Annotated in this window: 18 protein-coding genes; 9 read left to right on the plus strand and 9 right to left on the minus strand. The window is 63.1% G+C overall.

Annotated features, from left to right (window positions below; all coding sequences use genetic code 11):
- Positions 1–231: 231 nt before the first annotated feature.
- Positions 232–2,037, minus strand: a complete 1,806-nt coding sequence (gene oadA / locus Q8K09_RS04765) for a sodium-extruding oxaloacetate decarboxylase subunit alpha (RefSeq protein WP_305253838.1) — start codon at positions 2,035–2,037, stop codon at positions 232–234.
- A 70-nt stretch (positions 2,038–2,107) separates the two neighbouring features.
- Positions 2,108–3,523, minus strand: a complete 1,416-nt coding sequence (locus Q8K09_RS04770) for an acetyl-CoA carboxylase biotin carboxylase subunit (protein ID WP_305253889.1) — start codon at positions 3,521–3,523, stop codon at positions 2,108–2,110.
- A gap of 176 nt (positions 3,524–3,699) precedes the next feature.
- Here Q8K09_RS04770 and Q8K09_RS04775 point away from each other — a divergent pair, with 176 nt between their 5' ends.
- On the plus strand, positions 3,700–4,662 hold the full coding sequence (locus Q8K09_RS04775) for a LysR family transcriptional regulator (protein WP_305253839.1): 963 nt from the start codon (positions 3,700–3,702) through the stop codon (positions 4,660–4,662).
- Here Q8K09_RS04775 and Q8K09_RS04780 read toward each other — a convergent pair.
- Both Q8K09_RS04780 and hexR read right to left on the minus strand, forming a co-directional pair.
- On the minus strand, positions 4,604–4,828 hold the full coding sequence (locus Q8K09_RS04780) for a PA3496 family putative envelope integrity protein (RefSeq protein WP_305253841.1): 225 nt from the start codon (positions 4,826–4,828) through the stop codon (positions 4,604–4,606). The two genes, Q8K09_RS04775 and Q8K09_RS04780, sit on opposite strands and share 59 nt — an antisense overlap.
- Positions 4,829–5,574: 746 nt before the next feature.
- Positions 5,575–6,441, minus strand: a complete 867-nt coding sequence (gene hexR / locus Q8K09_RS04785) for a transcriptional regulator HexR (RefSeq protein WP_305253842.1) — start codon at positions 6,439–6,441, stop codon at positions 5,575–5,577.
- A gap of 111 nt (positions 6,442–6,552) precedes the next feature.
- Here hexR and zwf point away from each other — a divergent pair, with 111 nt between their 5' ends.
- Positions 6,553–8,040: a glucose-6-phosphate dehydrogenase gene (gene zwf / locus Q8K09_RS04790; RefSeq protein WP_305253843.1), complete on the plus strand. Its 1,488-nt coding sequence runs from the start codon at positions 6,553–6,555 to the stop codon at positions 8,038–8,040.
- Positions 8,041–8,059: 19 nt separating this feature from the next.
- On the opposite strand, the gene Q8K09_RS04795 is transcribed toward zwf, so the two are convergent.
- Both Q8K09_RS04795 and Q8K09_RS04800 read right to left on the minus strand, forming a co-directional pair.
- The gene (locus Q8K09_RS04795; RefSeq protein WP_305253844.1) at positions 8,060–8,443 is read right to left on the minus strand and encodes a cytochrome c family protein; all 384 of its coding nucleotides are present in this window, start codon (positions 8,441–8,443) and stop codon (positions 8,060–8,062) included.
- 442 nt (positions 8,444–8,885) lie between these two features.
- Positions 8,886–9,803: a D-hexose-6-phosphate mutarotase gene (locus tag Q8K09_RS04800; protein ID WP_305253845.1), complete on the minus strand. Its 918-nt coding sequence runs from the start codon at positions 9,801–9,803 to the stop codon at positions 8,886–8,888.
- Between the two features lie 281 nt (positions 9,804–10,084).
- Between Q8K09_RS04800 and Q8K09_RS04805 the strand changes: the two genes are divergently transcribed.
- The 4 genes from Q8K09_RS04805 to Q8K09_RS04820 all read left to right on the plus strand — a co-directional run bounded on the left by Q8K09_RS04805 (position 10,085) and on the right by Q8K09_RS04820 (position 14,555).
- Positions 10,085–11,230, plus strand: a complete 1,146-nt coding sequence (locus tag Q8K09_RS04805) for an efflux RND transporter periplasmic adaptor subunit (RefSeq protein WP_305253846.1) — start codon at positions 10,085–10,087, stop codon at positions 11,228–11,230.
- Positions 11,227–11,922 carry an ABC transporter ATP-binding protein gene (locus Q8K09_RS04810; protein WP_305253847.1) on the plus strand — a complete coding sequence of 232 codons (696 nt, stop codon included), beginning with the start codon at positions 11,227–11,229 and terminating at the stop codon, positions 11,920–11,922. The genes Q8K09_RS04805 and Q8K09_RS04810 overlap by 4 nt, the downstream gene beginning before the upstream one ends.
- Complete coding sequence (locus Q8K09_RS04815; protein ID WP_305253848.1) at positions 11,909–13,123, plus strand: ABC transporter permease; 1,215 nt, start codon at positions 11,909–11,911, stop codon at positions 13,121–13,123. The genes Q8K09_RS04810 and Q8K09_RS04815 overlap by 14 nt, the downstream gene beginning before the upstream one ends.
- A gap of 235 nt (positions 13,124–13,358) precedes the next feature.
- A complete protein-coding gene (locus tag Q8K09_RS04820; RefSeq protein WP_370869485.1) occupies positions 13,359–14,555 on the plus strand; it encodes an ABC transporter permease in 1,197 nt (398 codons plus the stop codon).
- A 98-nt stretch (positions 14,556–14,653) separates the two neighbouring features.
- On the opposite strand, the gene Q8K09_RS04825 is transcribed toward Q8K09_RS04820, so the two are convergent.
- Entirely contained in the window at positions 14,654–16,030 is a 1,377-nt protein-coding gene (locus tag Q8K09_RS04825) for a TRAP transporter large permease subunit (protein WP_305253850.1), read from the minus strand.
- Complete coding sequence (locus Q8K09_RS04830) at positions 16,023–16,568, minus strand: TRAP transporter small permease subunit (RefSeq protein ID WP_305253851.1); 546 nt, start codon at positions 16,566–16,568, stop codon at positions 16,023–16,025. The genes Q8K09_RS04825 and Q8K09_RS04830 overlap by 8 nt, the downstream gene beginning before the upstream one ends.
- A 190-nt stretch (positions 16,569–16,758) precedes the next feature.
- Between Q8K09_RS04830 and Q8K09_RS04835 the strand changes: the two genes are divergently transcribed.
- Positions 16,759–17,859: a TRAP transporter substrate-binding protein gene (locus tag Q8K09_RS04835; RefSeq protein ID WP_305253852.1), complete on the plus strand. Its 1,101-nt coding sequence runs from the start codon at positions 16,759–16,761 to the stop codon at positions 17,857–17,859.
- 190 nt (positions 17,860–18,049) lie between these two features.
- On the opposite strand, the gene Q8K09_RS04840 is transcribed toward Q8K09_RS04835, so the two are convergent.
- Positions 18,050–18,457: an acyl-CoA thioesterase gene (locus Q8K09_RS04840; protein ID WP_305253853.1), complete on the minus strand. Its 408-nt coding sequence runs from the start codon at positions 18,455–18,457 to the stop codon at positions 18,050–18,052.
- A gap of 261 nt (positions 18,458–18,718) precedes the next feature.
- On the opposite strand from Q8K09_RS04840, the gene Q8K09_RS04845 reads away from it, so the two are divergent.
- On the plus strand, positions 18,719–19,687 hold the full coding sequence (locus tag Q8K09_RS04845) for a phosphate ABC transporter substrate-binding protein PstS family protein (protein WP_305253854.1): 969 nt from the start codon (positions 18,719–18,721) through the stop codon (positions 19,685–19,687).
- Positions 19,688–19,868: 181 nt separating this feature from the next.
- On the plus strand, positions 19,869–22,154 hold the full coding sequence (locus Q8K09_RS04850; RefSeq protein WP_305253855.1) for an ABC transporter permease subunit: 2,286 nt from the start codon (positions 19,869–19,871) through the stop codon (positions 22,152–22,154).
- Positions 22,155–22,313: the final 159 nt, after the last annotated feature.

The following is a 22,313-nucleotide window of genomic DNA, read 5'->3' on the forward strand; positions in this document are numbered from 1 at the left end:
GAGATGACCAGTAAAAAGGCAGACGCGTCTGTAGGAGCCAGCTTGCTGGCGATCCGGGCCAGCAAGCCCATGCAACAGCATCGCCAGCAAGCTGGCTCCTACAGGGCATTGCTGCATGCAACACATAACGGGTACATAGCCTAAAAAAAGGGAGCCTCACGGCCCCCCAAGAGGTAAACAGTCGCGCCGCGCTTGTGAACCCATACTGCGATGGTGTTCACGGGCCTGCGGTCACTCGATTTCGATCAGTACTTCGCCCGGGTTGATCCGGTCGCCCTTGGCCACATGCACCGCTTTCACCGTGCCGGCGATGGGCGCTTGTACCTCGGTCTCCATTTTCATCGCTTCGCTGATCAGTACCGCCTGGCCGGCTTTGACCGTGTCGCCTGGCTTGACCAGTACATCGACGATATTGCCCGGCATGCTGGTGCTGACGTCACCTGGGGCGCTGGCTTGTTTGCGCTTGTCGCCGGCTGCGGCGACGAACTGGTTGAGCGGTTCGAACACCACCTCTTCCGGCATGCCGTCGATGGACAGGTAGAAGTGGCGCTTGCCGTCGGTCTTCACGCCGACGCCGGTGATGTCGACGCGGTAGCTTTCGCCATGCACGTCGATGACGAACTCGGTGGGCACGCCCTCACCACCGGCCGGGGCCACGCCGCCTGCCGCGGGGATTGGCAGCAGGGGTTCCGGGGTCAGGGTGCCGGCTGCGCGCGCCTCGAGGAACTTGCGCCCGATGTCGGGGAACATGGCGTAGGTCAGCACGTCCTCTTCGGATTTGGCCAAAGCGCCGATTTCTTCACGCAGCTTGGCCATTTCCGGGTTGAGCAGGTCGGCCGGGCGCACGTCGATCACGTCTTCGTTGCCGATGGCCTGGAAGCGCAGCTGCTCGTTGATCTTGCCCGGCGCCAGGCCGTAGCGGCCCTGCAGATAGAGTTTCACCTCGTTGGTGATGGTCTTGTAGCGCTCGCCGGCGAGTACGTTGAATACCGCCTGGGTGCCGACGATCTGCGAGGTCGGCGTCACCAGCGGCGGGAAGCCGAGGTCTTCACGAACCTTGGGAATCTCGGCGAAGACCTCGTTGATGCGATGCAGGGCGCCCTGTTCCTTGAGCTGGTTGGCCAGGTTGGACATCATCCCGCCCGGCACCTGGTTGACTTGCACGCGGGTGTCCACCGCGGTGAACTCGCTTTCGAACTGGTGGTACTTCTTGCGCACGGCATAGAAGTACAGGCCGATTTCCTGGATCAGCTCCAGGTCGAGGCCGGTGTCGTATGCGCTGCCCTTGAGTGCAGCGACCATCGACTCGGTGCCCGGATGGCTGGTGCCCCAGGCAAAGCTGGAGATGGCGGTATCGATATGTTCGGCGCCGGCTTCGACGGCCTTGAGCTGGCACATCGCGCCCATGCCCGAGGTGTCATGGCTGTGGATAAACACCGGCAGGTCGACCTCGGCCTTGAGTGCCTTGACCAGCTCATAGGCAGCGTAAGGGGTGAGCAGGCCGGCCATGTCCTTGAGCGCCACCGAGTCGATGCCCATGGCTTGCATGGCCTTGGCCTGGGCGACGAACGCCGCGATCGTGTGCACCGGGCTGGTGGTGTAGGCGATGGTGCCCTGGGCATGTTTACCGGCGGCCTTCACCGCCTCGATGGCGACGCGCAGGTTACGCACGTCGTTCATCGCGTCAAAGATGCGGAACACGTCGATGCCATTGGCCGCGGCCTTGGCGACGAAGGCCCTGACCACGTCGTCGCTGTAATGGCGGTAGCCGAGCAGGTTTTGCCCGCGCAGGAGCATCTGCAGGCGGGTGTTGGGCAGGGCCTGGCGCAGTTCGCGCAGGCGCGTCCAGGGGTCTTCCTTGAGGAAGCGCACGCAGGCGTCGAAGGTCGCGCCGCCCCAGACTTCCAGCGACCAGTAGCCGACCTTGTCCAGCTTGTCGCAGATCGGCAGCATGTCCTCCAGCCGCATGCGCGTGGCCAGCAGCGACTGGTGGGCGTCGCGCAGGATGGTGTCGGTGACCTGGATTTTCTTGCTCATCTTTGGTTCTCCTGAAGCCCGGAGGCGATCCGTGGCTGCAACTGCCGGACTGGGTCCGGCCTGCGATTTGTTAGAGCCCGGCGTGGGCGGCGATGGCGGCGGCGATAACCAGGGCCAACTCTTCGGGTTTGCGCTTGATCGAGTACTGGGTCAGTTCCGGGTGGCTTTCGACGAAGCTGGTGTTGAACTGGCCGCTGCGAAATTCCGGGTTGCGCAAAATCTCCTGGTAATAGGGCGCGGTGGTCTTCACGCCCTGCAGGCGCATGTCGTCCAGCGCACGCAGGCCGCGGTCCATGGCCTCTTCCCAGGTCAGGGCCCAGACCACCAGCTTCAGGCACATCGAGTCGTAGTAGGGCGGGATGGTGTAGCCGGTGTAGATCGCCGTGTCGGTTCGCACGCCTGGGCCGCCGGGCGCGTAGTAGCGGGTGATCTTGCCGAAGCTGGGCAGGAAGTTGTTCTTCGGGTCTTCGGCATTGATGCGGAACTGCAGGGCGAAGCCGCGGTGGATGATGTCTTCCTGCTTGACCGACAGCGGCAGGCCGGAGGCGATGCGGATCTGCTCGCGGACGATATCTATGCCGGTGATTTCTTCGGTGATGGTGTGCTCCACCTGCACCCGGGTGTTCATCTCCATGAAGTACACCTCACCCTCGGCGAGGAGGAACTCCACGGTGCCAGCATTCTCGTAGCCCACTGCCTGCGCGGCGCGTACCGCCAGGTCGCCGATGTAGGCGCGCTGCTCGGGGGTCAGTTGCGGGCTGGGGGCGATCTCGATCAGCTTCTGGTTGCGCCGCTGGATCGAACAGTCGCGCTCGAACAGGTGCACCACGTTGCCGAAGCTGTCGCCGAGAATTTGCGCCTCGATGTGCTTGGGGTTGACGATGCATTTTTCTAGGAACACTTCCGCCGAACCAAAGGCCTTGGTCGCCTCGGAAATCACCCGCGGGAACGCCTGCTCCAGCTCTTCACGGTTGTTGCAGCGGCGAATACCGCGCCCGCCGCCACCGGATGTGGCCTTGAGCATCACCGGATAACCGATACGCTCGCCCTCGGCCAGCGCCTCGGTGATATCCGCCACGTTGCCCTCGGTACCCGGAGTGACCGGCACGCCGGCCTTGATCATGCTGCGCCGCGCTTCGGTCTTGTCGCCCATGCGGCGGATTACTTCGGCGCTCGGGCCGATGAACTTGATCCCACGTTCGGCGCAGATATCTGCAAGTTCCGCGTTCTCGGAGAGGAAGCCGTAGCCGGGATGCAGCGCGTCGCAGCCGGTTTCCACGGCCAGATTGACCAGCTTGCGCGGGTTCAGGTAACCGGCCAGTGGATCGGCGCCAATGCTGTGGGCCTCGTCGGCGCGCTTGACGTGCAGCGCCATGCGGTCGGCATCGGAATAGACGGCCACCGAGCGGATGCCCATTTCGGCGCAGGCGCGCACGATACGGACGGCGATCTCGCCGCGGTTGGCAATCAGGATTTTCTTGATCACGCGTGCTTCCTCGACCCAGTAGACAGACAGGTAATCGTCAGTGACGACCACGCGCTCACCCTACGCCTGGGCGTTGGATAACCAAAATCAGTAATAATTTGCTTGGCTATAAGCTATAGCTTATACACTCGGTCGAAAGCCCTGCCGCAAGGCTCATTCGGCCGAGGAGGTATCCCGTGCGTAAATCCTTGATGCGCATCACCCTGCGCCAACTGCAGGTGTTTCGCGCCGTGTGCCAGCAGCGCTCCTACAGTCGCGCCGCCGAAGACATGGCGCTGACCCAGCCGGCGGTCAGCCTGCAGATTCGCCAGCTGGAAGAGTTGCTCGGCCAGCCGCTGTTTGATTATGTCGGCAAGAAGCTCTACCTGACCGATGCCGCCGAAGCCCTGCAGCGGGCCAGCGCGGATATTTTCGGCCGCCTGGAAAGCCTGGATATGCAGCTGGGCGACCTGCAAGGCTCGCTGCAAGGGCAGCTGAGTCTGGCTGTGGAATCCAGTGCGAAGTACTTCACGCCGCATCTTTTCGGCGCTTTTCGCCAGCAATACCCGGAAGTCAGTTTACAGCTGGTGGTCACCAACCACGCCCAGGCGCTCAAGCGGCTAAGCGCTAATCGTGATGACCTGCTGATCATGTCGCAGGTGCCGACCGACCTGAATCTGGAGTTTCTGCCGTTTCTCAATAACCCAATCATCGCGGTGGCGCCGGCGTCGCACGCACTTTGCAGCCAGGGGCCACTGGCCCTGCAAGACCTCACCGCCTGGCCGCTTGTGGTGCGCGAGCGCGGCTCGGGTACGCGTCAGGCGATCGAGGCGTATTGCCACCAGAAACGCGCGCACTTCGTTCAGACCCTTGAGCTAGCTTCAACCGAAAGTCAGCTTGAAGGCGTGCTTGCCGGCCTCGGCGTGGCTCTGTTGCCACGCCATGCGGTGCGCCGTGAGCTGGCCTGCGGCGCGCTGCGTGAATTGCCGGTGGCCGAGCTGCCATTACTGCGTAGCTGGTGCCTGGTACACCCGCGCGGCAAATACCTGTCACCGGTGGCCCAGGCGTTTTTCGCCTTCGTGCGCGATCAACGCAGCCTGATCAACGCCCTGGCCGAGCGCTTCGCCGAGCCGATGCCTGAGCGGCAGCCATATAGTTAGCCGCAATCAGCTCTGGGTAATCGGTCAATTGCTGCTGCAACTGGCGGTGTTCGGCATAGTCCTCAATGGCGCGGCGGTATTCCATACGGCGCTGATCGAGCAGCTTGCGGCGATTCTTTGCATCAGTGCTGACGTGTGACTGCGCTTCATCCAAATAACGAGGCATCTCAAGTCTCCCTGGCTGAACAACGGGAGGTACAGGATCGACTCGGAATGTGACGTTTTGGCGGCAAGGCGATGAAGTTGCGATGACCTCGACCAGCGCCGCCTGCGCAGGATGGTGCTTATTGCTGCCGCTTTGCCGCGGCGTAACCCAATAAGGGCTGTGTGCGTGCTGCCGCTGTGTTGGGTTACGCGGCGCCCGGCACATGCGTCGCTGGCCCGCACGAGGGTCTGCGCCGCTAACCCAACCTACGTCGATGACACGAATCTTCGGTCGGTTTCGTAGGTTGGGTTAGCCGCCTGCGCAGGATTGCGCTTATTGCTGCAGCTTAGCCGCGGCGTAACCCAGCAAGGGCTGTGTACTCGCGGGCGCTGTGTTGGGTTACGCGGCGTCCGGCACATGCGTCGCTGACCCGCACGAGGGTCTGCGCCGCTAACCCAACCTACGTCGATGACACGAATCTTCGTCGGTTTCGTAGGTTGGGTTAGCCGCCTGCGCAGGATGGTGCTTATTGCTGCCGCTTTGCCGCGGCGTAACCCAATAAGGGCTGTGTGCGTGCTGCCGCTGTGTTGGGTTACGCGGCGCCCGGCACATACGTCGCTGGCCCGCACGAGGGTCTGCGCCGCTAACCCAACCTACGTCGATGACACGAATCTTCGGTCGGTTTCGTAGGTTGGGTTAGCCGCCTGCGCAGGATGGTGCTTATTGCCGCCGCTTGGCTGCGGCGTAACCCAACATAGCGGCCGCGATTAATCTTCGTGGGATTTTACTGACTTCGGCGACAGGCGCAGGCTGCGCAAGCTGCGTTTGACGCTCTTGAGGTGGTTGACCAGGCTCGGGCCGCGGGCCATGGCCACGCCCATTGCCAGCACGTCGATCACCACCAGGTGGGCGATGCGTGAGGTCAGCGGGGTGTAGATTTCGGTGTCTTCCTGCACATCGATAGCCAGGTTGACCGTGGCCAGGTCGGCCAGCGGGGTCTGGCTTGGGCATAGGGTGATCAGGGTCGCGCCGGCTTCACGCACTAAGTTGGCGGTGATCAGCAGATCTTTCGAGCGCCCGGACTGGGAGATACAAATGGCCACATCGGTAGGCTTGAGAGTCACCGCACTCATCGCCTGCATGTGCGGGTCGGAATAGGCGGCAGCGGTGAGCAGCAGACGGAAGAACTTGTGCTGGGCATCCGCCGCCACCGCGCCCGAGGCGCCGAAGCCATAAAACTCCACGCGCTGGGCCTGGGCACAGGCGGCGATGGCGCGCTGCAAGGCCTGCGGGTCGAGGTTCTCGCGTACCTCGATGAGGGTGTGCAGGGTGGTGTCGAAAATTTTCAGGCTGAAGTCGGCGACCGAGTCGTCTTCGTGGATGGCGAATTGGCCGAAACTGGCGCCGGCAGCCAGGCTCTGCGCCAGTTTCAGCTTCAAGTCCTGGAAACCGCTGCAGCCGATGGCACGGCAGAAACGTACGATGGTCGGTTCGCTGATGCCGACGCTGTGGGCCAGGTCGGCCATTGAACTATGCATCACCGAGGCCGGGTCGAGCAGCACGTGGTCGGCCACCTTGAGTTCCGACTTGCGTAACAAGTGACGCGACTGGGCGATGTGCTGCAACAAATTCACGGGCATGGGCTCGGGCTGAAAGTTGACGAACAGGTCGTGCGACGCTCATCCGAAGTATGACTCGGTTATGATCGGGGCACGCCGGGTGTAGTGATCCTGTAGTTATACTACATGGCCGCCGCGCCCGCACTGCTAAACCGAGTCGGAGTTCCCGCTTTGAGCATTCCCTGTGACATGCTGGTCTTTGGCGGTACGGGCGACCTGGCCCTGCACAAGCTGCTGCCAGCGCTCTACCACCTGCACCGCGTCGGTCGGCTGCACGCCGACATGCGCATTCTCGCCCTGGCGCGCAGCAGCCACAGCCGCGCCGCTTACCAGGCCCTCGCCGAACGCCGCTGTCGCGCCCAAGTGGCCCGCGCCGACTTTGACAACGACATGTGGGCCAGCTTCGCCGCGCGCCTCGACTACTTCGCCATGGACGCCAGTCAGAGCGCCGACTTTGGCCGCCTGGGCAAGCATCTTGGGCTTGGCGGCGAACGTGTACGGGTTTACTACCTGGCCACTGCGCCCGACCTGTTCGAAGCGATCGCCTCGCACCTTGATATCGCCGGGCTGGCCGGGCCTCACGCGCGCATCGTGCTGGAGAAGCCGATTGGGCGCTCGCTGCCGTCGGCGCAGGCGATCAATGCGGCAATCGGTGCGGTATTCGACGAGTCGCGGGTGTTCCGCATCGATCACTACCTCGGTAAGGAAACCGTGCAGAACCTGATGGCGCTGCGTTTCGCCAACGCCCTGTTCGAGCCAGTCTGGCGCGCCGGGCACATCGATCATGTGCAGATCAGCGTGTGCGAGACCCTCGGCGTGGAAAATCGCGGCGCCTACTACGACAACGCCGGCGCCATGCGCGATATGGTCCAGAACCATTTGTTGCAGTTGCTGTGTCTGGTGGCCATGGAAGCGCCGGTACGCTTCGATGCCGAGGCGGTGCGTAACGAGAAGGTCAAGGTGCTCGAGGCGCTGAAGCCGATTTCCGGCCTCGACGTACGCGACAAAACGGTGCGCGGCCAATACGTGGCCGGCAAGATCGGCGGGCAGGAAGTGCCGGCTTACTACTTCGAGAAAAATGTCGACAACGACAGCGATACGGAGACCTTTGTCGCCTTACAGGTGGAGGTCGAGAACTGGCGTTGGGCCGGTGTGCCCTTCTACCTGCGCACTGGCAAGCGTATGGCGAAGAAAACCTCCGAGATCCTGATCCAGTTCAAACCGGTGCCGCACCAGTTGCTGGGCGACAGCGAGGCCAATCGCTTGCTGATTCGCCTGCAGCCGGAAGAGTGCATCAGCCTGCAACTGATGGCCAAGCACCCCGGCAAGGGCATGCGCCTGGAACCTGTGGAGCTGGACCTCAACCTGGCGCACGCGTTTCGCCAGAAGCGCCGCTGGGACGCCTACGAACGCCTGCTATTGGATGTGATCGAAGGCGACTCGACACTGTTCATGCGCCGCGACGAAGTCGAAGCGGCCTGGAGCTGGATCGACCCGATCATCAATGGCTGGCAGCAGCACCACCAGAGCCCGCGGCCCTATCCGGCTGGGAGCAGCGGGCCGGAGCAGGCCAACCTGCTGCTGGAGTTGGCGGGGCGTAAGTGGATGGAGTGAGCTGCCAGCGAGTGGTGGCTTACTTCAACGAACGCAGAAAACTGATCAGGTAATCCTGCTCGGCAGGATCGCTAATGGCGACGTGCCGCATGCGGGTGCCGGGAACCAATGCGTCGTTGTCGGCAATCCACTTGCGCAGGTTGTCTTCGTTCCAGGTGATCCCCGAGGTCTCCATGGCTTTCGAGTAGGCAAATCGGGGCACGGAGGCCGCCGGGCGATCGACTACGCCGAACAGGCTGGGGCCGAAGGCATTCTCGCTACTGTCCAGCGAGTGGCACGCCGTGCAGTGGTGGCTGAACAGCTGGCGCCCAGCTTCCTGCATCCCGCCCTCTACAGCCAGGGCGACCGGGGCTGCAGTCAGTGCAGTGGCTAACGCTAATAACGGTGACAGGCGCATTTTCATTGTGTAGTTCCCTCTCTGATGGCTAGGCAAAAACAGTATATTTTGTAGGGCTTTTGCTCTGCTCTTGTACAAAAGCAGCAATTGCACGGCACAAAAGTACTTTTCTGCATGCGCGAGGCTCCCGGCGGTTGTGCGCATGTGTGCAAACCGGGTCGATTAGTGGGGGATGCGTGGTTATTGGCCGCGACCGCGATTCGCGGGCATGGCGCTAGGCGTCCCCGCCGCGCCTACAGGTACCTACAAACCGACAGACGCCGTTGCCCCCAGTTTGCTGCGCGACGGGGGATCTCCTGCAGAGCTAAGCAGGTCGACAACAGCCAACTCAGATACAGCCTTCTTTATATGCGGCTGATGCGCAGGCTTTCCCTGTCTATGTGTGCCTCGCGAGTCATGCCGCGCGAGGCGCGGGTGGCGGCGATCAAACCGTCACCACCGCGCCATCTCAGGCCGGCAAGGCTTCGCTCCACAGGCTGACGCTGAGTCGGTGCTGGGCGCCGGGGGCGAGCAGCACGCAATCGTCGAGGACGTTGGCGTGCTCGATACAGAGCATGCCCTGCCAGGCGTCGTCGGCGAATTGCGAGAGGCGCCGGGCTTTGTCGACCCAGGGATTCCACAGCACCGCCGAGCGCGAGCCACTGCTGCGCAGCCGGATGCGTCGCTGCCAGGCGGGATCGAGAATACTCAGCTGGGTCGGGGTGTCCAGGTAGATACGGTCGGTTTCACCGTGAAAATCCAGGGTGGCGCTCTGCTGGCGTTCCAGCCAGTTGTCCAGGGTGTCGATGTAGCGGCAGCCCTCTAGACCTTCGACGTGCACCTGGCGAATATCGCTGACGGCGAAGTAAGTGTGCAGCGCCTGGCTGAAGGCCAGAGGCGTATCGCCGAGGTTGCGCGTGTCGAGTTCGAGGTGCAGTTGGTGGTCGAGGCGGATGCGCAGTTTGAGTTCGGCGGCGTGCGGCCATTCCGCCAGCGGCTGTTCGACGCTGTTGAAGACGAATTCGAGGATGACGCTGTCATCCAGGCTGTCGATGCCGAGCAGTTGCCAGTCCAGCGAGCGCACCAGGCCGTGGGCCGGCACCAGGCTGCCGCCCTGGTACATCGCCTGGACTGCCGGCGGGTTGCGCCGCAGGTCGCCGAACCAGGGCCAGCACACCGGCACCCCACCGCGCACGCCTTTGCCTTGCTCGAATTCGGCTTGCTCGCTGAGCCAGATCAGCGGTTGCTCGCCATCGCGCTTGTAGCTGAGAACCTGCGCGCCCTGTTGCGCGACCAGCAGTTCGGCGTTGGCGGTGCGCACGCGCCAGCAGGTCAGTTGGTTGATTTCCACCCGCTCGACCAGTGGGCGTTGTTCGGTTGCGTTCATGGCTGCGCTCTTCGATGGTTACGACGTTTGTGTAGGAGCCAGCTTGCTGGCGATCCGGCGGCCCGGCGATCCGGCGATCCGGCGATATGTGCGGAGCAAAAGCATCACCGGCCCGCCGCAAGGACTGCCGTGCGCCCGGCTGGGCGTTCCTGGCGAGTGGGCGCTTGTGGAAAGTGTGAACCGCTGTGCCGGCAAAGGCCAGACCGCTTGATTCCCTGACGTGGCGCATTGTCGCTCGGTTGCCCCTGACCTAGGCTGACCTGGACTGAAGGGAGGTTGCGATGCGCAAGATTCTGTTAGCTGTGGCGCTTGTATCAGGTGTTGCGGCGGCGTTCTGGTGGTGGAGTCGACCGCAGCCGCTGCCGGTGCGACTGATCACGGTGGAGCGCGGTCCGGTCGAGACCCTAGTGGCCAATACCCGCGCCGGTACGCTCAAGGCCTGCCGCCGTACCCAGTTGTCGTTCAATCTGGGCGCTCAGGTCAGCGAGCGCCTGGTTGAGGAGGGCCAGCGGGTCGAGGCCGGTCAGGTGTTGATGCGTCTGCGTCAGGACGAATTACAGGCCCGCGTTCGCGAGGTCGAAGCGCGTCTCGACGGCCTGGCTAACCAGCGTCAGCAGCGGTGCCTGCAGGCGGATCTGGAGCGTCGCGACCATCAGCGTCTGGCAAGCCTGCAAGAGCGTCAGCTGGTGGCGGCGGACCGGGTCGATCAGAGCGCCACCCGCGCGCGGCTGTCGGCGCTTGCCTGCAACGCCGCCGCCATGGCGATCCGCGAGACCGCAGCGAACCTCGCGCTGCAGCGCGCACTGCTCGATCAGGCCACGCTGCGCGCGCCGTTCGCCGGGATCATTGCCGAGATCAACGGCGAGGTCGGCGAGTTCGTCACGCCCTCGCCACCGGGCATTCCGACGCCGCCAGCGGTGGACCTGATCGATGACAGCTGCCTGTATGTCGAGGCGCCAATCGATGAGGTGGATGCGGCGCGGGTCAAGCCGGGCATGCCGGTACGGATTAGCCTGGACGCTTTTCGCGGTGAGCATTTCGCCGGCAAGGTCAGTCGGATCGCGCCCTTTGTCCGCGATCTTGAGCGTCAGGCGCGCACCGTCGATGTGGAGGCCCGCTTCGATCCTGTGCCGACTGATCTGGCCCTGCTGACGGGCTACAGCGCCGATCTGGAAGTCATCATCGAACAGCGCCCGCAGGCCTTGCGCATCCCGACTGAAAGCCTGTTGGAAGGGCGCCGGGTGCTGCGTTATGACCCCGTGGCCGGGGTGCTGCGCGAGGTGCAGTTGCGCACCGGGCTGGCCAACTGGCGCTGGACCGAGGTGCTCGATGGGCTGGCCGACGGCGAGCGGATTCTCGCCAGCCTGGAGCAGAGCGGTCTGGTCGATGGCGTGGCGGTGATGGCCGAAGATGAGGTCGCGCCATGATTCGCCTGAGTGCGGTCAGCCGCTGCTTCATTCTCGGCGATCAGCAGGTCAAGGGCCTGGACCAGGTCGACCTGCAGGTCAGCCGCGGCGAGTACCTGGCGGTGATGGGCCCGTCCGGTTCGGGCAAGTCGACCCTGCTGAATATCCTCGGCCTGCTCGATGCGCCGGACAGCGGCGAGTATTGGCTGAACGGCGAGGCCACCGCGGCGCTCGACGAGAATCGCCGCGCCGAACTGCGCAGCCGGCATATCGGTTTTGTCTTTCAGTCCTATCACCTGATCCCGCGCCTGACCGCCCTGGAGAATATCGAGTTGCCGATGCTGCTGGCCGGTATCGAGCCGGCCGAGCGGCATCGGCGCAGCGCACGGCTGGTCGAGCGGTTGAACCTTGGCGACCGGGTCAAGCATCGCCCGGCCGAATTGTCCGGCGGCCAGCGCCAGCGCGTGGCCATCGCTCGCGCCATGGTCATGCAGCCGGCGCTGCTGCTGGCGGACGAGCCCACCGGCAACCTCGACAGCCATTCCGGCGCCGAGGTGGTGGCGCTGCTCGAAGAACTCAACGGCGAGGGCCTGACCCTGTTGGTGGTGACCCATGATGCCGCCATCGGCGGCCGCGCACGCCGGTGCCTGAGCATGCGCGACGGTCAGATCATCGACGACATCCAGCAGGGGCCGATTGATGCGCGCGGCTGACGGCGTCGGGTTGATGCTCGGCGCCCTGCGCGGTAACCGCTCGCGCAGCCTGATGTTGCTGTTGGCCATGGCCATCGGCGTGGTCGCGGTGAACCTGCTCACCGGCCTGGCCGAGGGCGCGCGGCAGTTCGTTATCGGCGAGTTCTCCCTGCTCGGGCGCAACACCCTGATCGTGCTGCCGGGACGCAAGGAAACCACCGGCGGCATGCCACCGATTACCGGGCTGGCGACCCGCGACCTGACCCTCGGCGATGCCGAAGCCATCGGCCGTCTGCCCAGCGTGCGACGGGTGGCGCCGCTGCAGGCCGGGCAGGTTGAGGTCAGCGTCGGCAACCGGGTACGCGAGGCACTCACCCTGGGCACCAGCCACGAGTTTTTCGCTATCCGCCAGCTCGATGTGGCCCAAGGGCAGGCGCTGCCGGTGCTGGCATTGGATCAGGCCGAGGCGGTCTGCGTGATCGGCCTCACGCTTAGGCGCGAGTTGTTTGGCAGCGGGCCGGCCCTGGGCGAATGGTTGCGCGCCGGCGACCGGCGCTTTCGGGTGGTGGGCATTCTCGGCGAGCGCGGTGAATCGCTGGGCATGGACTTCGGCGAGATGCTGATCATCCCGGTGGCCAGTGCCCAGGTGTTGTTCAACCGCGAGGGGCTGTTCCGGGTGTTCGCCGAAGTGCGCGGGCCGCAGTTTCTGCAGAGCGGCAAGCGGCAGATCCTCGAGACCATCAAGGCCCGCCACGAGGGCAAGGAGGACGTCACCCTGATTAGCCAGGACAGCATGCTGGCGGCGTTCGACGGCATTCTCGACGTCCTCAGCCTGGCCCTGGCCGGGATTGCCGCGATCAGCCTGCTGGTGGCCGGCATCCTGATCATGAACGTGACCTGGATTGCGGTGAACCAGCGCACCGCCGAGATCGGCCTGCTCAAGGCTCTGGGTGCACGGCCGGGGCAGGTGCGTGCGCTGTTCGTCGGCGAGGCGGCGCTGCTGGCCCTGGCCGGTGGTTTGATCGGCCTGGGCCTGAGCGAGGCGCTGCTCTGGCTCGGTCGCCAGCTGTGGGAGATACCCCTGCAGACGCCGCTGTGGGCCAGCGCCGGCTCGCTGCTGTTGGCGCTGCTGGCGGCCTTGCTGTTCGCCTGGCTGCCGGCCAACCAGGCGGCGCGCATGGAACCCTTGGCGGCGCTACGTCCGCCGGGAGCACGGGCATGAGCAGGAGACGCCATGGTGCGCGCGGCGCACCCTACGGGCTGGGCTCATGGTCTGGGGTGGAGATGAGCCGCCGCATACCGGCCGTAGGAGCGGGGCATGCCCGCGAACAGCAGACTGCACAAAAGCCTCGCGGGCGCGTGCAGATAAGACGCCATGGTGCGCGCGGCGCACCCGACTCGGGCGCGCGGTTCGGGGTAGGGTGCGCCGTGCGCACCAATCGGGGTACGCGGCCATGATGCGCTGGCAAGACGGCCTGCACCTCACCGCCACGACCCTGATCAGCAGGCCGTTGCGCAGCCTGCTGACCCTGCTCGGGGTGGCGATCGGCATTGCTGCGGTGGCGCTGCTCACGGCCATCGGCGAAGGGGTGCGGGTCTATGTGCTGGATAACTTCTCGCAGTTCGGCACACGGATCATCGCCGTGCACCCGGGCAAGACCCAGACCGGCGGCCTGGGCGGCATTCTCAGCAGCGTGCGCCCGTTGAGCCTGAGCGATGCCGATGCCATCGGGCGACTGGCGCATGTCGAGGCGGTGGTGCCGATCATCCAGGGCAGTGGCGACATTCAGTATGGGGTGATGAGCCGCAACAGCGACATCATCGGCGGCGGCCATCAGTTGGCCGAGGCCTGGCGCTTTCGTCTGGCCCTCGGCCAGTTTCTGCCGCCGGCCCGCGATGGCCGTTCGCCGCCCTATGCGGTACTCGGCCACACGCTGCGCCAGGAACTGTTCGGCGAGGCCAGCCCGTTGGGCGAGGCGATCAGGGTCGGCGGCATACGTTTCCGGGTGATCGGGGTGATCGAGGAGAAGGGCCAGTTGCTCGGCTTCGACCTCGACGACATCGCCTACATTCCGGTGGACTGGGCGCAGAGCCTGTTCAACCGCGACGGCCTGATGGAGATCAATGTGATGTTCAATGCCGGCATCGGCTCGCAGGAGCTGAGCGCGCGGATGCGCCAGCTGTTGATCGAGCGCCACGGCCGCGAAGACTTCAGCCTGACCACCCAGGACGACATGCTCGCCAGCCTCGACCGCATCCTCGGCACCCTGACCATCGCCGTCGCCGCCCTCGGCGGCATTTCGCTGCTGGTGGGGGCGGTGGGCATTCTCACTATCATGACCACCACGGTCGGCGAACGCACCGCTGAGATCGGCCTGTTGCGCGCCATTGGCGCCACGCCGCGGCAGGTGCTGGGGCTGTTTCTCGCCGAGGCGGCGTTGCTCTCACTGGCCGGCGGAGTGCTCGGTTTGCTGTTGATGGGGTTGCTGCTGGTGGGGCTGCATGTGAGTTTACCGGCCCTGCCACTGCAGTTGGCGCCTGGTTTCCTGCTGCTGGCGCTGCTGCTGTCGGCGCTTATCGGCCTGTTCGCCGGCATCGCCCCGGCACGCCGTGCCGCGCGCCTGCATCCGGTAGACGCGCTGCGCAGCGAATAGCGGCAATGCGCGTAGGGTGCGCCGTACGCACCAATGCCCGAAGGCTGTTGGTGCGCGGGGATCAAACGGCTAGGGCTGCAGGCCCGTCCGCTGCGGCTCTACTTGCCGTATACCTGTTCCGGCAGCCAGGTAATCAGGCCGGGGAATATGTAGGCGATCACCAGCAAGGACAGCTGGATCAGGATGAACGGCACCACGCCCTTGTAGATGGTGCTGGTCGGTATGGACGGCGGGGTGACGCCGCGCAGGTAGAACAGGGCGAAGCCGAACGGCGGGGTGAGGAAGGAGGTTTGCAGGTTCAACGCGATCATCACGCCGAGCCACACCGGGTCCAGGCCCATGGCCAGCAATACCGGGCCGACGATCGGCACCACCACGAAGGTGATCTCGATGAAGTCGAGGATAAAGCCGAGCAGGAAGATCACCACCATCACTAGGAAGAACGCGCCAAGTACCCCGCCCGGCAGCTGGGCGAAGATGTCCTCGATCATGGTCTCGCCGCCGAAGCCGCGGAACACCAGGGAGAACAGCGAGGCACCAATCAGGATCAGGAACACCATGGCGCTGATTTCGGTGGTGCCATAAGCCACTTGGCGCAGCTGACCGAAGTTCAGCTTGCCTTTGTAGAAGGCCAGCGCCATGGCGCCTAGCGCACCGAGTGCAGCGGCTTCGGTCGGTGTCGCGTAACCGGCGAGGATCGAGCCGAGCACCGCGCCGATCAGCAGCAGCGGCGGCACCAGGGCGTTGATCAGCTTGCCCCATTCGATCGGACCGAGTTCTTCCTGTGGCAGCGCCGGCAGCTTCTTCGGCTGGAAGATCGCCACGCCGATGATGTAAAGGATATACAGGCCGACCAGCAGCAGGCCGGGCAGCAGCGCGCCGACGAACAGGTCGCCGACCGAGACGGTCTTCGGCGAGAAGATGCCCATCTTCAACTGCGCCTGCTGGTAGGCGCTGGACATCACGTCACCCAGCAACACCAGCACGATCGACGGTGGAATGATCTGCCCCAGGGTGCCTGTAGCCGCCAGGGTGCCGGTTGCGATCGCCGGGTCGTAACCGCGCCGAAGCATGGTCGGCAGGGCCAGCAGGCCCATGGTCACCACCGTTGCGCCGACGATCCCGGTGGATGCCGCCAGCAGCGCGCCGACCACGCACACGGAAATCGCCAGGCCGCCGCGCAGGGTGCCGAACAGCCGTGACATGGATTCGAGCAGGTCTTCAGCGACCCGCGACTTTTCCAGCATCACGCCCATGAACACGAACAGCGGCACCGCCAGCATGGTCTGGTTGTTCATGATGCCGAACAGGCGGTTGGGCAGGGCGTTCAGGTAACTGCCATCGAAGGTGCCGGTAACGATGCCGATACCGGCAAACAGCAGGGACACACCGCCGAGGGTGAAGGCTACCGGGTAGCCCGCCATCAAGGCCGCACAAATACTGATAAATAGCAGGATCGCCATTAACTCAACCATGCTTCACCTCCGCAGCAGGCAGGCGGCCGGTAAGGATGTAGGCGGATTTGATCAAGTTGGAGATTCCTTGCAGCACCAGGGTAACGACCAGCACCAGGATGATGCTCTTCTGCAGATAGACGAATTTCAGGCCGCCGGACTCGCTCGAGCCTTCCAGGGTCGCCCAGGCGTTACCCACGTAATCCCAGCTGCTCCAGCCGAGGAACAGGCACACCGGCAGGAGAAACAGCAGGTTACCGAGGATTTCCACCAGGGCTTGGCGGCGGCCACTGAACCGCTGATAGAAAATATCCACGCGCACGTGGCCGTTGCACTGCAGTACCCAGGCCGCGGCGCCCATGAATACCAGCGCATGGGCGTAGAGCACGGCTTCCTGCAGCGCTGTGGCGCCAATGCCGAAGCCATAGCGCAACACCACTACAGCCGCAGTGCCGATAACCAGGAACAGGGTCAGCCAGGCGCAAGCCTTGCCAAAGCCGGCATTGATGGCGTCGATGAGTCGCGCTAAGCCGAGCAAGGGAGGGGGATGATTCGACATGGCAGATCCTTATTGTTATGGCCAGTAAACCCGGGGATTCTAGGCGGGTGGGTCACGGCGTCGCAACCGGCAGTACTACGTACGTAGTCGTTACGCTTGAGAGGTGGGGGTTCCTGTGATACTCAACATATAGCTGAATACTGGCGATCCCAGTGCTCAGACCATTAATACAACAACAAGGAGTTATTACATGAAGCGTCGTCAAATTCTCGCAGCCGCAGGCGTTGGCCTTGCAGCCACCGCATTGGCTGGTTGCAACAAAGAGGCTGAAACCGCTGCCAAGCCCCAAGAAGGCGCGAGTAGTGAGACTTTCAACTGGAAGATGGTCACGTCCTGGCCGAAGAATTTTCCTGGCGTAGGCGTGGGTGCGGAACGCTTCTCCAAACTGGTCGAGCAATTGAGCAATGGCCGCCTGAAGGTCAAGGTCTACGCCGCAGGCGAGCTGGTGCCGGCCCTGGAAGTGTTCGATGCAGTGTCCCGTGGTACCGCGGAAATGGGCCATGGCGCGCCGTATTACTGGAAAGGCAAAGTGCCTGCCGCGCAGTTCTTTTGCGCCCTGCCGTTTGGCCCCAATGCCCAGGAAATGAATGCCTGGCTGCACAAGGGCGGCGGTATCGAGTTGTGGGAAGAGGTCTACAAGCCGTTTGGCGTCCTGCCCATGGCCTGCGGCAACACTGGCGTGCAGACTGCTGGCTGGTTCAACAAGGAAATCAACAGCGTCGATGACTTCAAGGGCCTGAAGATGCGTACCCCTGGCCTGGGCGGCGAAGTGCTGACCAAAATGGGTGGCACCGTCGTCAATATGCCTGCTGGCGAGATTTTCACCGCCATGCAGACCGGCGCCATCGATGCCACCGAGTGGATTGGCCCTTACAACGACCAGGCGCTGGGCCTGCACAAAGCCGCCAAGTATTACTACACCCCGGGCTGGCAGGAGCCGAGCGTACTGTTCGAACTGGACATCAACATCAAGGCCTGGGAAACCCTGCCGGCCGACTTGCAAGCCATCGTTCGTGCCGCCGCGCGCGATGTGAACGGCGACATGCTCGACGACTACAACGCCAAGAACATGGAAGCCATGGAGCAACTCAAAGGCGAGGGCGTGGAAGTACGCCGCCTGCCAGACGACGTGCTGGCCAAACTGAAGGAAGTAGCTGCCGAGGTGGTTGACGCCTCCGCTGCTGCCGACCCGGTTGCGAGCAAGGTGTGGGAGCAGCAGAAGGCCTATCTGCAGCGCCTGTACGACTACGCCGAAAGCAACGAGAAGGACATCTACAACATCCGCGGCTGATTCCTGGCGCAAGTAGAACGCCGGCTCTCGAGCCGGCGTTTGCGTATCTGGGATTCAGGTTTTTGCCGGGCGACTGGGGCGCCGGCGATGGCTCTGTCCGTTGCCTCAGTGTCGTAGGGTACGCCGTGCGCACCGATGAGCGTGGCGATGGTGCGCACGGCGCACCCTACGCGGGACAGGGACGTGCCTCTTAGCCGCGGCGTGCCGGTACTGAGCGGGTGCGGCCGCTGCCGTCGATGGCGACGAAGACGAAGACCGCCTCGGTGACCTTGCGCCATTCGCTCGACAGCGGGTCGTCGCTCCACACCTCGACCAGCATCTGGATCGAGCTGCGGCCGATCTCGAGTGCCTGGGTGTAAAAGGACAATTGCGCGCCAACGGCTACCGGCACCAGAAAGGCCATACGATCGATTGCGACCGTTGCCACGCGGCCCCCGGCGACCTTGCTGGCCATTGCCGTGCCGGCCAAATCCATTTGCGATACCAGCCAGCCGCCATAGATGTCGCCGAAACCATTGGTTTCGCGCGGTAGCGCGGTGATCTGCAAGGCCAGATCGCCTTGCGGTATCGGGTCATCCTGTTCGAAGTCGTCGTTCATCTCGAGTACGGCTCGCGGCGCGGTTGTTGTTATGGGCTGCTATCAGCGGCCTGCAGGCCCGCAAAGATGCGGGTTTGGCGAGTATACCGACTGAATGGTCAACGGGCGACCGTGGCGCTATGCCTTCAATGCGAGTGACCCGTGGCCGGTGAAAGTCGAGCACGTTCATCTAACTGTCACATTGTTTTCATAGATTGGTCACAGGGGCTGCAGATACTTGGGCTCGTTCAATCCAACACTAAATTCTGCTAGGAGCAAGGCATGAAACTTAAGCGTTTGATGGCGGCCATGACTTTCGTCGCCGCTGGCGTCGCCACCGCTAATGCGGTCGCCGCTATCGACCCGGCTCTGCCGACCTATGAAAAAACTTCCGGTGTGTCGGGCAACCTGTCCAGTGTCGGTTCTGACTCGCTGGCCAACCTGATGACTTTGTGGGCAGAAGAGTTCAAAAAGAGCTACCCGAACGTCAACATTCAGATCCAGGCTGCTGGTTCCTCTACAGCGCCACCGGCAATGACTGAAGGCACTGCCACCATGGGCCCGATGAGCCGTGCCATGAAGGACAGCGAAATCCAGTCCTTTGAGCAGAAGTATGGCTACAAGCCGACCGCCGTTCCTGTTGCCATCGATGCCCTGGCGGTATTCGTGCACAAGGACAACCCCATCAAGAGCCTGTCGATCGAACAAGTCGACGCGATCTTCTCCAACACCCGCCTGTGTGGCGGTGCTAGCGACGTGAAAACCTGGGGCGATGTAGGCCTGACCGGTGAGTGGGCCGCCAAGCCGATGCAACTGTTCGGTCGTAACTCGGTGTCGGGTACCTACGGCTACTTCAAGGAAGAAGCCCTGTGTAAAGGCGACTTCAAGGCTAACGTCAACGAGCAGCCGGGTTCGGCTTCCGTGGTGCAGTCGATCTCCAGCACCCTGAATGCCATCGGCTACTCGGGTATTGGCTACAAGACCTCCAGCGTCAAGGCAATCGCGCTGTCCAAGAAAGGCGGCGAAGCCTTTGAAGCTAACGAAGAAAACGCCCTGGCTGGCAAGTTCCCACTGGCCCGCTTCTTCTATGTGTATGTCAACAAGGCGCCAAACAAGGCCCTGAGCCCGCTGGACGCTGAGTTCATCAAGCTGGTGCTGTCCAAGCAAGGTCAGGAAGTAGTGGTCAAGGATGGCTACATCCCGCTGCCGAGCAAAGTGGCTGAGAAAGCCCTGAAAGAACTGGGTCTCTAAGTCCCCGGCTCTACTGGCAGGGACGCCAGGTTTGTAGCCGCGCCCGCCTCTCGCACAGAGAGGCGGGCGTTGTTTTGTCAGCTCGCTGTAACTTTTCTGTCACATAACTTGGCTAGATTATTCAGCCTGTGCCACGAATGAATTTACGGCGCGCTCATGGCCGCGCAGAGATGCTCTTACTATGAATGACCTGGCTCGTGAAACCCTGACCGCCTCGCCCAAATCCTTGGGGCTGGACTTTAATACCCCGGCCTTGCAGCGCAAGCGGCGCATCCGTGCGCTAAAAGATCACTTGGCCCGCTGGTTGGTCTCCATTGGTGGCATGGCGGTGCTTGGCGCCATCATGCTGATCTTCTTCTACCTGGCCTACATCGTTTTCCCGATGTTTCAGGGGGCTGACATCGAGCCGCGCGAGCCTGTGCAGCCGGCTTGGCTGGCCGAGGCTGGCCAGCCATTATTGCTTACGGTGGAGGAGCAGAATCAGGTGGCCATGCGTCTTGATGCGCGTGGCCAGGTGCAGTTCTTCGACGCCAAGAGCATGGCTGCGCTAAGCGCTGTGGACCTGCCTCTGCCGGCCGATAGCCAAGTGGTTTCGGTAGGCCTGGATCAGCCCGGCAGCAATCGCGTTGCTCTTGGCTTGTCCAACGGTCAGGTGTTGGTGTTCGAGCATGCCTACCCGATTACTTACCCGGACGATGTAAAAACCATCACCCCGCGGGTCAACTACCCGTTCGGTGAAGCCGCGATCAGCCTTGATGAGCAAGGCCGCGCGCTGGATCACATAGGTGTGAGCCTGAACGGCGGGACCTTGTTGCTGACAGGCTCGACCGGTACCGATCTGCATGTGCTGAGCCTCGGTCGTGAAGAAAACATGATGACCGGTGAGGTGACCCTCAGCGAGGATCGCATCGCCTTGGCGCAGATCGCCGAGCCGATCAAGGCCTTGATCATCGACCCGCGGCATCAGTGGCTGTATGTAATCAACGGCCGCGCTACGGCGGACGTTTTCAGCTTGCGCACCAAAGAGCTGAATGGCCGCTACAAGCTGCTCAGCGATGGCAGCACCGACGTCACCAATGCGACCGGTCTGCTCGGCGGTATCTCGCTGATGATTGGCGATAGCAAGGGCGGTATCCAGCAATGGTTCATGGTTCGCGACGAGGATGACAAGCAGTACCTGAAGTCGATCCGCAGCTTCCAGATGGGCGACAGTGCCATCACCCAGATTCTTCCTGAAGAGCGACGCAAGGGCTTTATGGCCCTGGATGCCAAAGGCAATCTGGGTCTCTTCCACAGTACTTCACACCGCACCCTGCTGGTCGAGCCGATGGCCGAAGGCACCGCCATTGCCGGTTTGTCGCCGCGCGCTGACCGTGTGCTGGTCGAGTCGCAAGGGCAGTTGCAGCGGCTGTTGATCGACAACCCGCACCCGGAAGTGTCCTGGAGTTCGCTGTGGGGCAAGGTCTGGTACGAAAACTACGACGAGGCGGACTATGTCTGGCAGTCGACGTCTGCCAGCACTGACAACGAGCCCAAGCTGAGCCTCGCGCCACTGGCGTTCGGTACCCTGAAAGCCGCGTTCTACGCGATGTTGCTGGCAGCACCGCTGGCGATTGCTGCCGCTATCTACACCGCGTACTTCATGGCCCCGTCCATGCGCGGCAAGATCAAGCCGGTGATCGAGCTGATGGAGGCGCTGCCGACGGTGATCCTCGGTTTCTTCGCCGGTCTGTTCCTCGCGCCTTATGTCGAAGGGCATCTGCCGGGGATATTCAGCCTGCTGATCTTTACCCCGATAGGCATCCTGCTCGCCGGTTTCGCCTGGAGTCGTCTGCCCGAGTCGATCCGCCTGCGGGTGCCGGATGGCTGGGAAGCGGCGCTGCTGATTCCGGTGATCCTGCTGATCGGCATTGTCTCGTTGAGCATGAGCGGCCACCTGGAAGTCTGGCTGTTCGATGGCAACATGCGCAGCTGGCTGAGCAACGACTTAGGGATCGCCTTCGATCAGCGTAACGCCTTGGTGGTCGGCCTGGCCATGGGCTTTGCGGTGATCCCGACGATCTACTCGATTGCTGAAGACGCCGTGTTCAGCGTGCCGAAAAGCCTGACCTTCGGTTCCTTGGCACTCGGTGCAACGCCTTGGCAGACCCTGATCGGGGTAGTCATCCTCACCGCCAGTCCGGGTATCTTCTCGGCAGTCATGATTGGCATGGGCCGCGCGGTCGGTGAAACCATGATCGTGCTGATGGCCACCGGCAACACCGCGATCATGGACATGAACATCTTCGAGGGCCTGCGCACCCTGGCGGCCAACGTGGCGGTGGAAATGCCCGAGTCGGCGGTGGGCGGTACGCATTACCGGGTGCTGTTCCTCTCGGCGCTGGTGCTGTTGTCCTTCACCTTTGTCATGAACACGCTCGCAGAACTGGTGCGCCAGCGTCTGCGCGTCAAGTATGCGTCCCTATAAAACATGGCCTGCGCAGCAGGCCCATCCGACAGCCCTTTCCTTCGGGGAGAGGGTGCTCGCAGGGTGGGTAAGGGCTTCAGCGCACGTTGCGACAAGCGACTTCAGTGAAGGTGTAGCACTGTGAAAAAGAATTCCGTTAAAGCCTGGGTTAAAAGCGGT

The organism is Pseudomonas sp. (genome assembly GCF_030683065.1).
Classification (GTDB): Bacteria; Pseudomonadota; Gammaproteobacteria; order Pseudomonadales; family Pseudomonadaceae; genus Aquipseudomonas.

What these genes read in the sequence shown, in the direction of transcription:
- zwf (WP_305253843.1), top strand. Translation starts at nt 6,553, where the DNA reads ATGGCCGCCGCGCCCGCACTGCTAAACCGAGTCGGAGTTCCCGCTTTG.
- Q8K09_RS04810 (WP_305253847.1), top strand. Translation starts at nt 11,227, where the DNA reads ATGATTCGCCTGAGTGCGGTCAGCCGCTGCTTCATTCTCGGCGATCAG.
- Q8K09_RS04835 (WP_305253852.1), top strand. Translation starts at nt 16,759, where the DNA reads ATGAAGCGTCGTCAAATTCTCGCAGCCGCAGGCGTTGGCCTTGCAGCC.
- Q8K09_RS04800 (WP_305253845.1), bottom strand. Translation starts at nt 9,803, where the DNA reads ATGAACGCAACCGAACAACGCCCACTGGTCGAGCGGGTGGAAATCAAC.
- Q8K09_RS04830 (WP_305253851.1), bottom strand. Translation starts at nt 16,568, where the DNA reads ATGTCGAATCATCCCCCTCCCTTGCTCGGCTTAGCGCGACTCATCGAC.
- Q8K09_RS04820 (WP_370869485.1), top strand. Translation starts at nt 13,359, where the DNA reads ATGCGCTGGCAAGACGGCCTGCACCTCACCGCCACGACCCTGATCAGC.
- Q8K09_RS04840 (WP_305253853.1), bottom strand. Translation starts at nt 18,457, where the DNA reads ATGAACGACGACTTCGAACAGGATGACCCGATACCGCAAGGCGATCTG.
- Q8K09_RS04805 (WP_305253846.1), top strand. Translation starts at nt 10,085, where the DNA reads ATGCGCAAGATTCTGTTAGCTGTGGCGCTTGTATCAGGTGTTGCGGCG.
- Q8K09_RS04850 (WP_305253855.1), top strand. Translation starts at nt 19,869, where the DNA reads ATGAATGACCTGGCTCGTGAAACCCTGACCGCCTCGCCCAAATCCTTG.
- Q8K09_RS04795 (WP_305253844.1), bottom strand. Translation starts at nt 8,443, where the DNA reads ATGAAAATGCGCCTGTCACCGTTATTAGCGTTAGCCACTGCACTGACT.
- Q8K09_RS04845 (WP_305253854.1), top strand. Translation starts at nt 18,719, where the DNA reads ATGAAACTTAAGCGTTTGATGGCGGCCATGACTTTCGTCGCCGCTGGC.
- Q8K09_RS04825 (WP_305253850.1), bottom strand. Translation starts at nt 16,030, where the DNA reads ATGGTTGAGTTAATGGCGATCCTGCTATTTATCAGTATTTGTGCGGCC.
- Q8K09_RS04780 (WP_305253841.1), bottom strand. Translation starts at nt 4,828, where the DNA reads ATGCCTCGTTATTTGGATGAAGCGCAGTCACACGTCAGCACTGATGCA.
- Q8K09_RS04815 (WP_305253848.1), top strand. Translation starts at nt 11,909, where the DNA reads ATGCGCGCGGCTGACGGCGTCGGGTTGATGCTCGGCGCCCTGCGCGGT.
- oadA (WP_305253838.1), bottom strand. Translation starts at nt 2,037, where the DNA reads ATGAGCAAGAAAATCCAGGTCACCGACACCATCCTGCGCGACGCCCAC.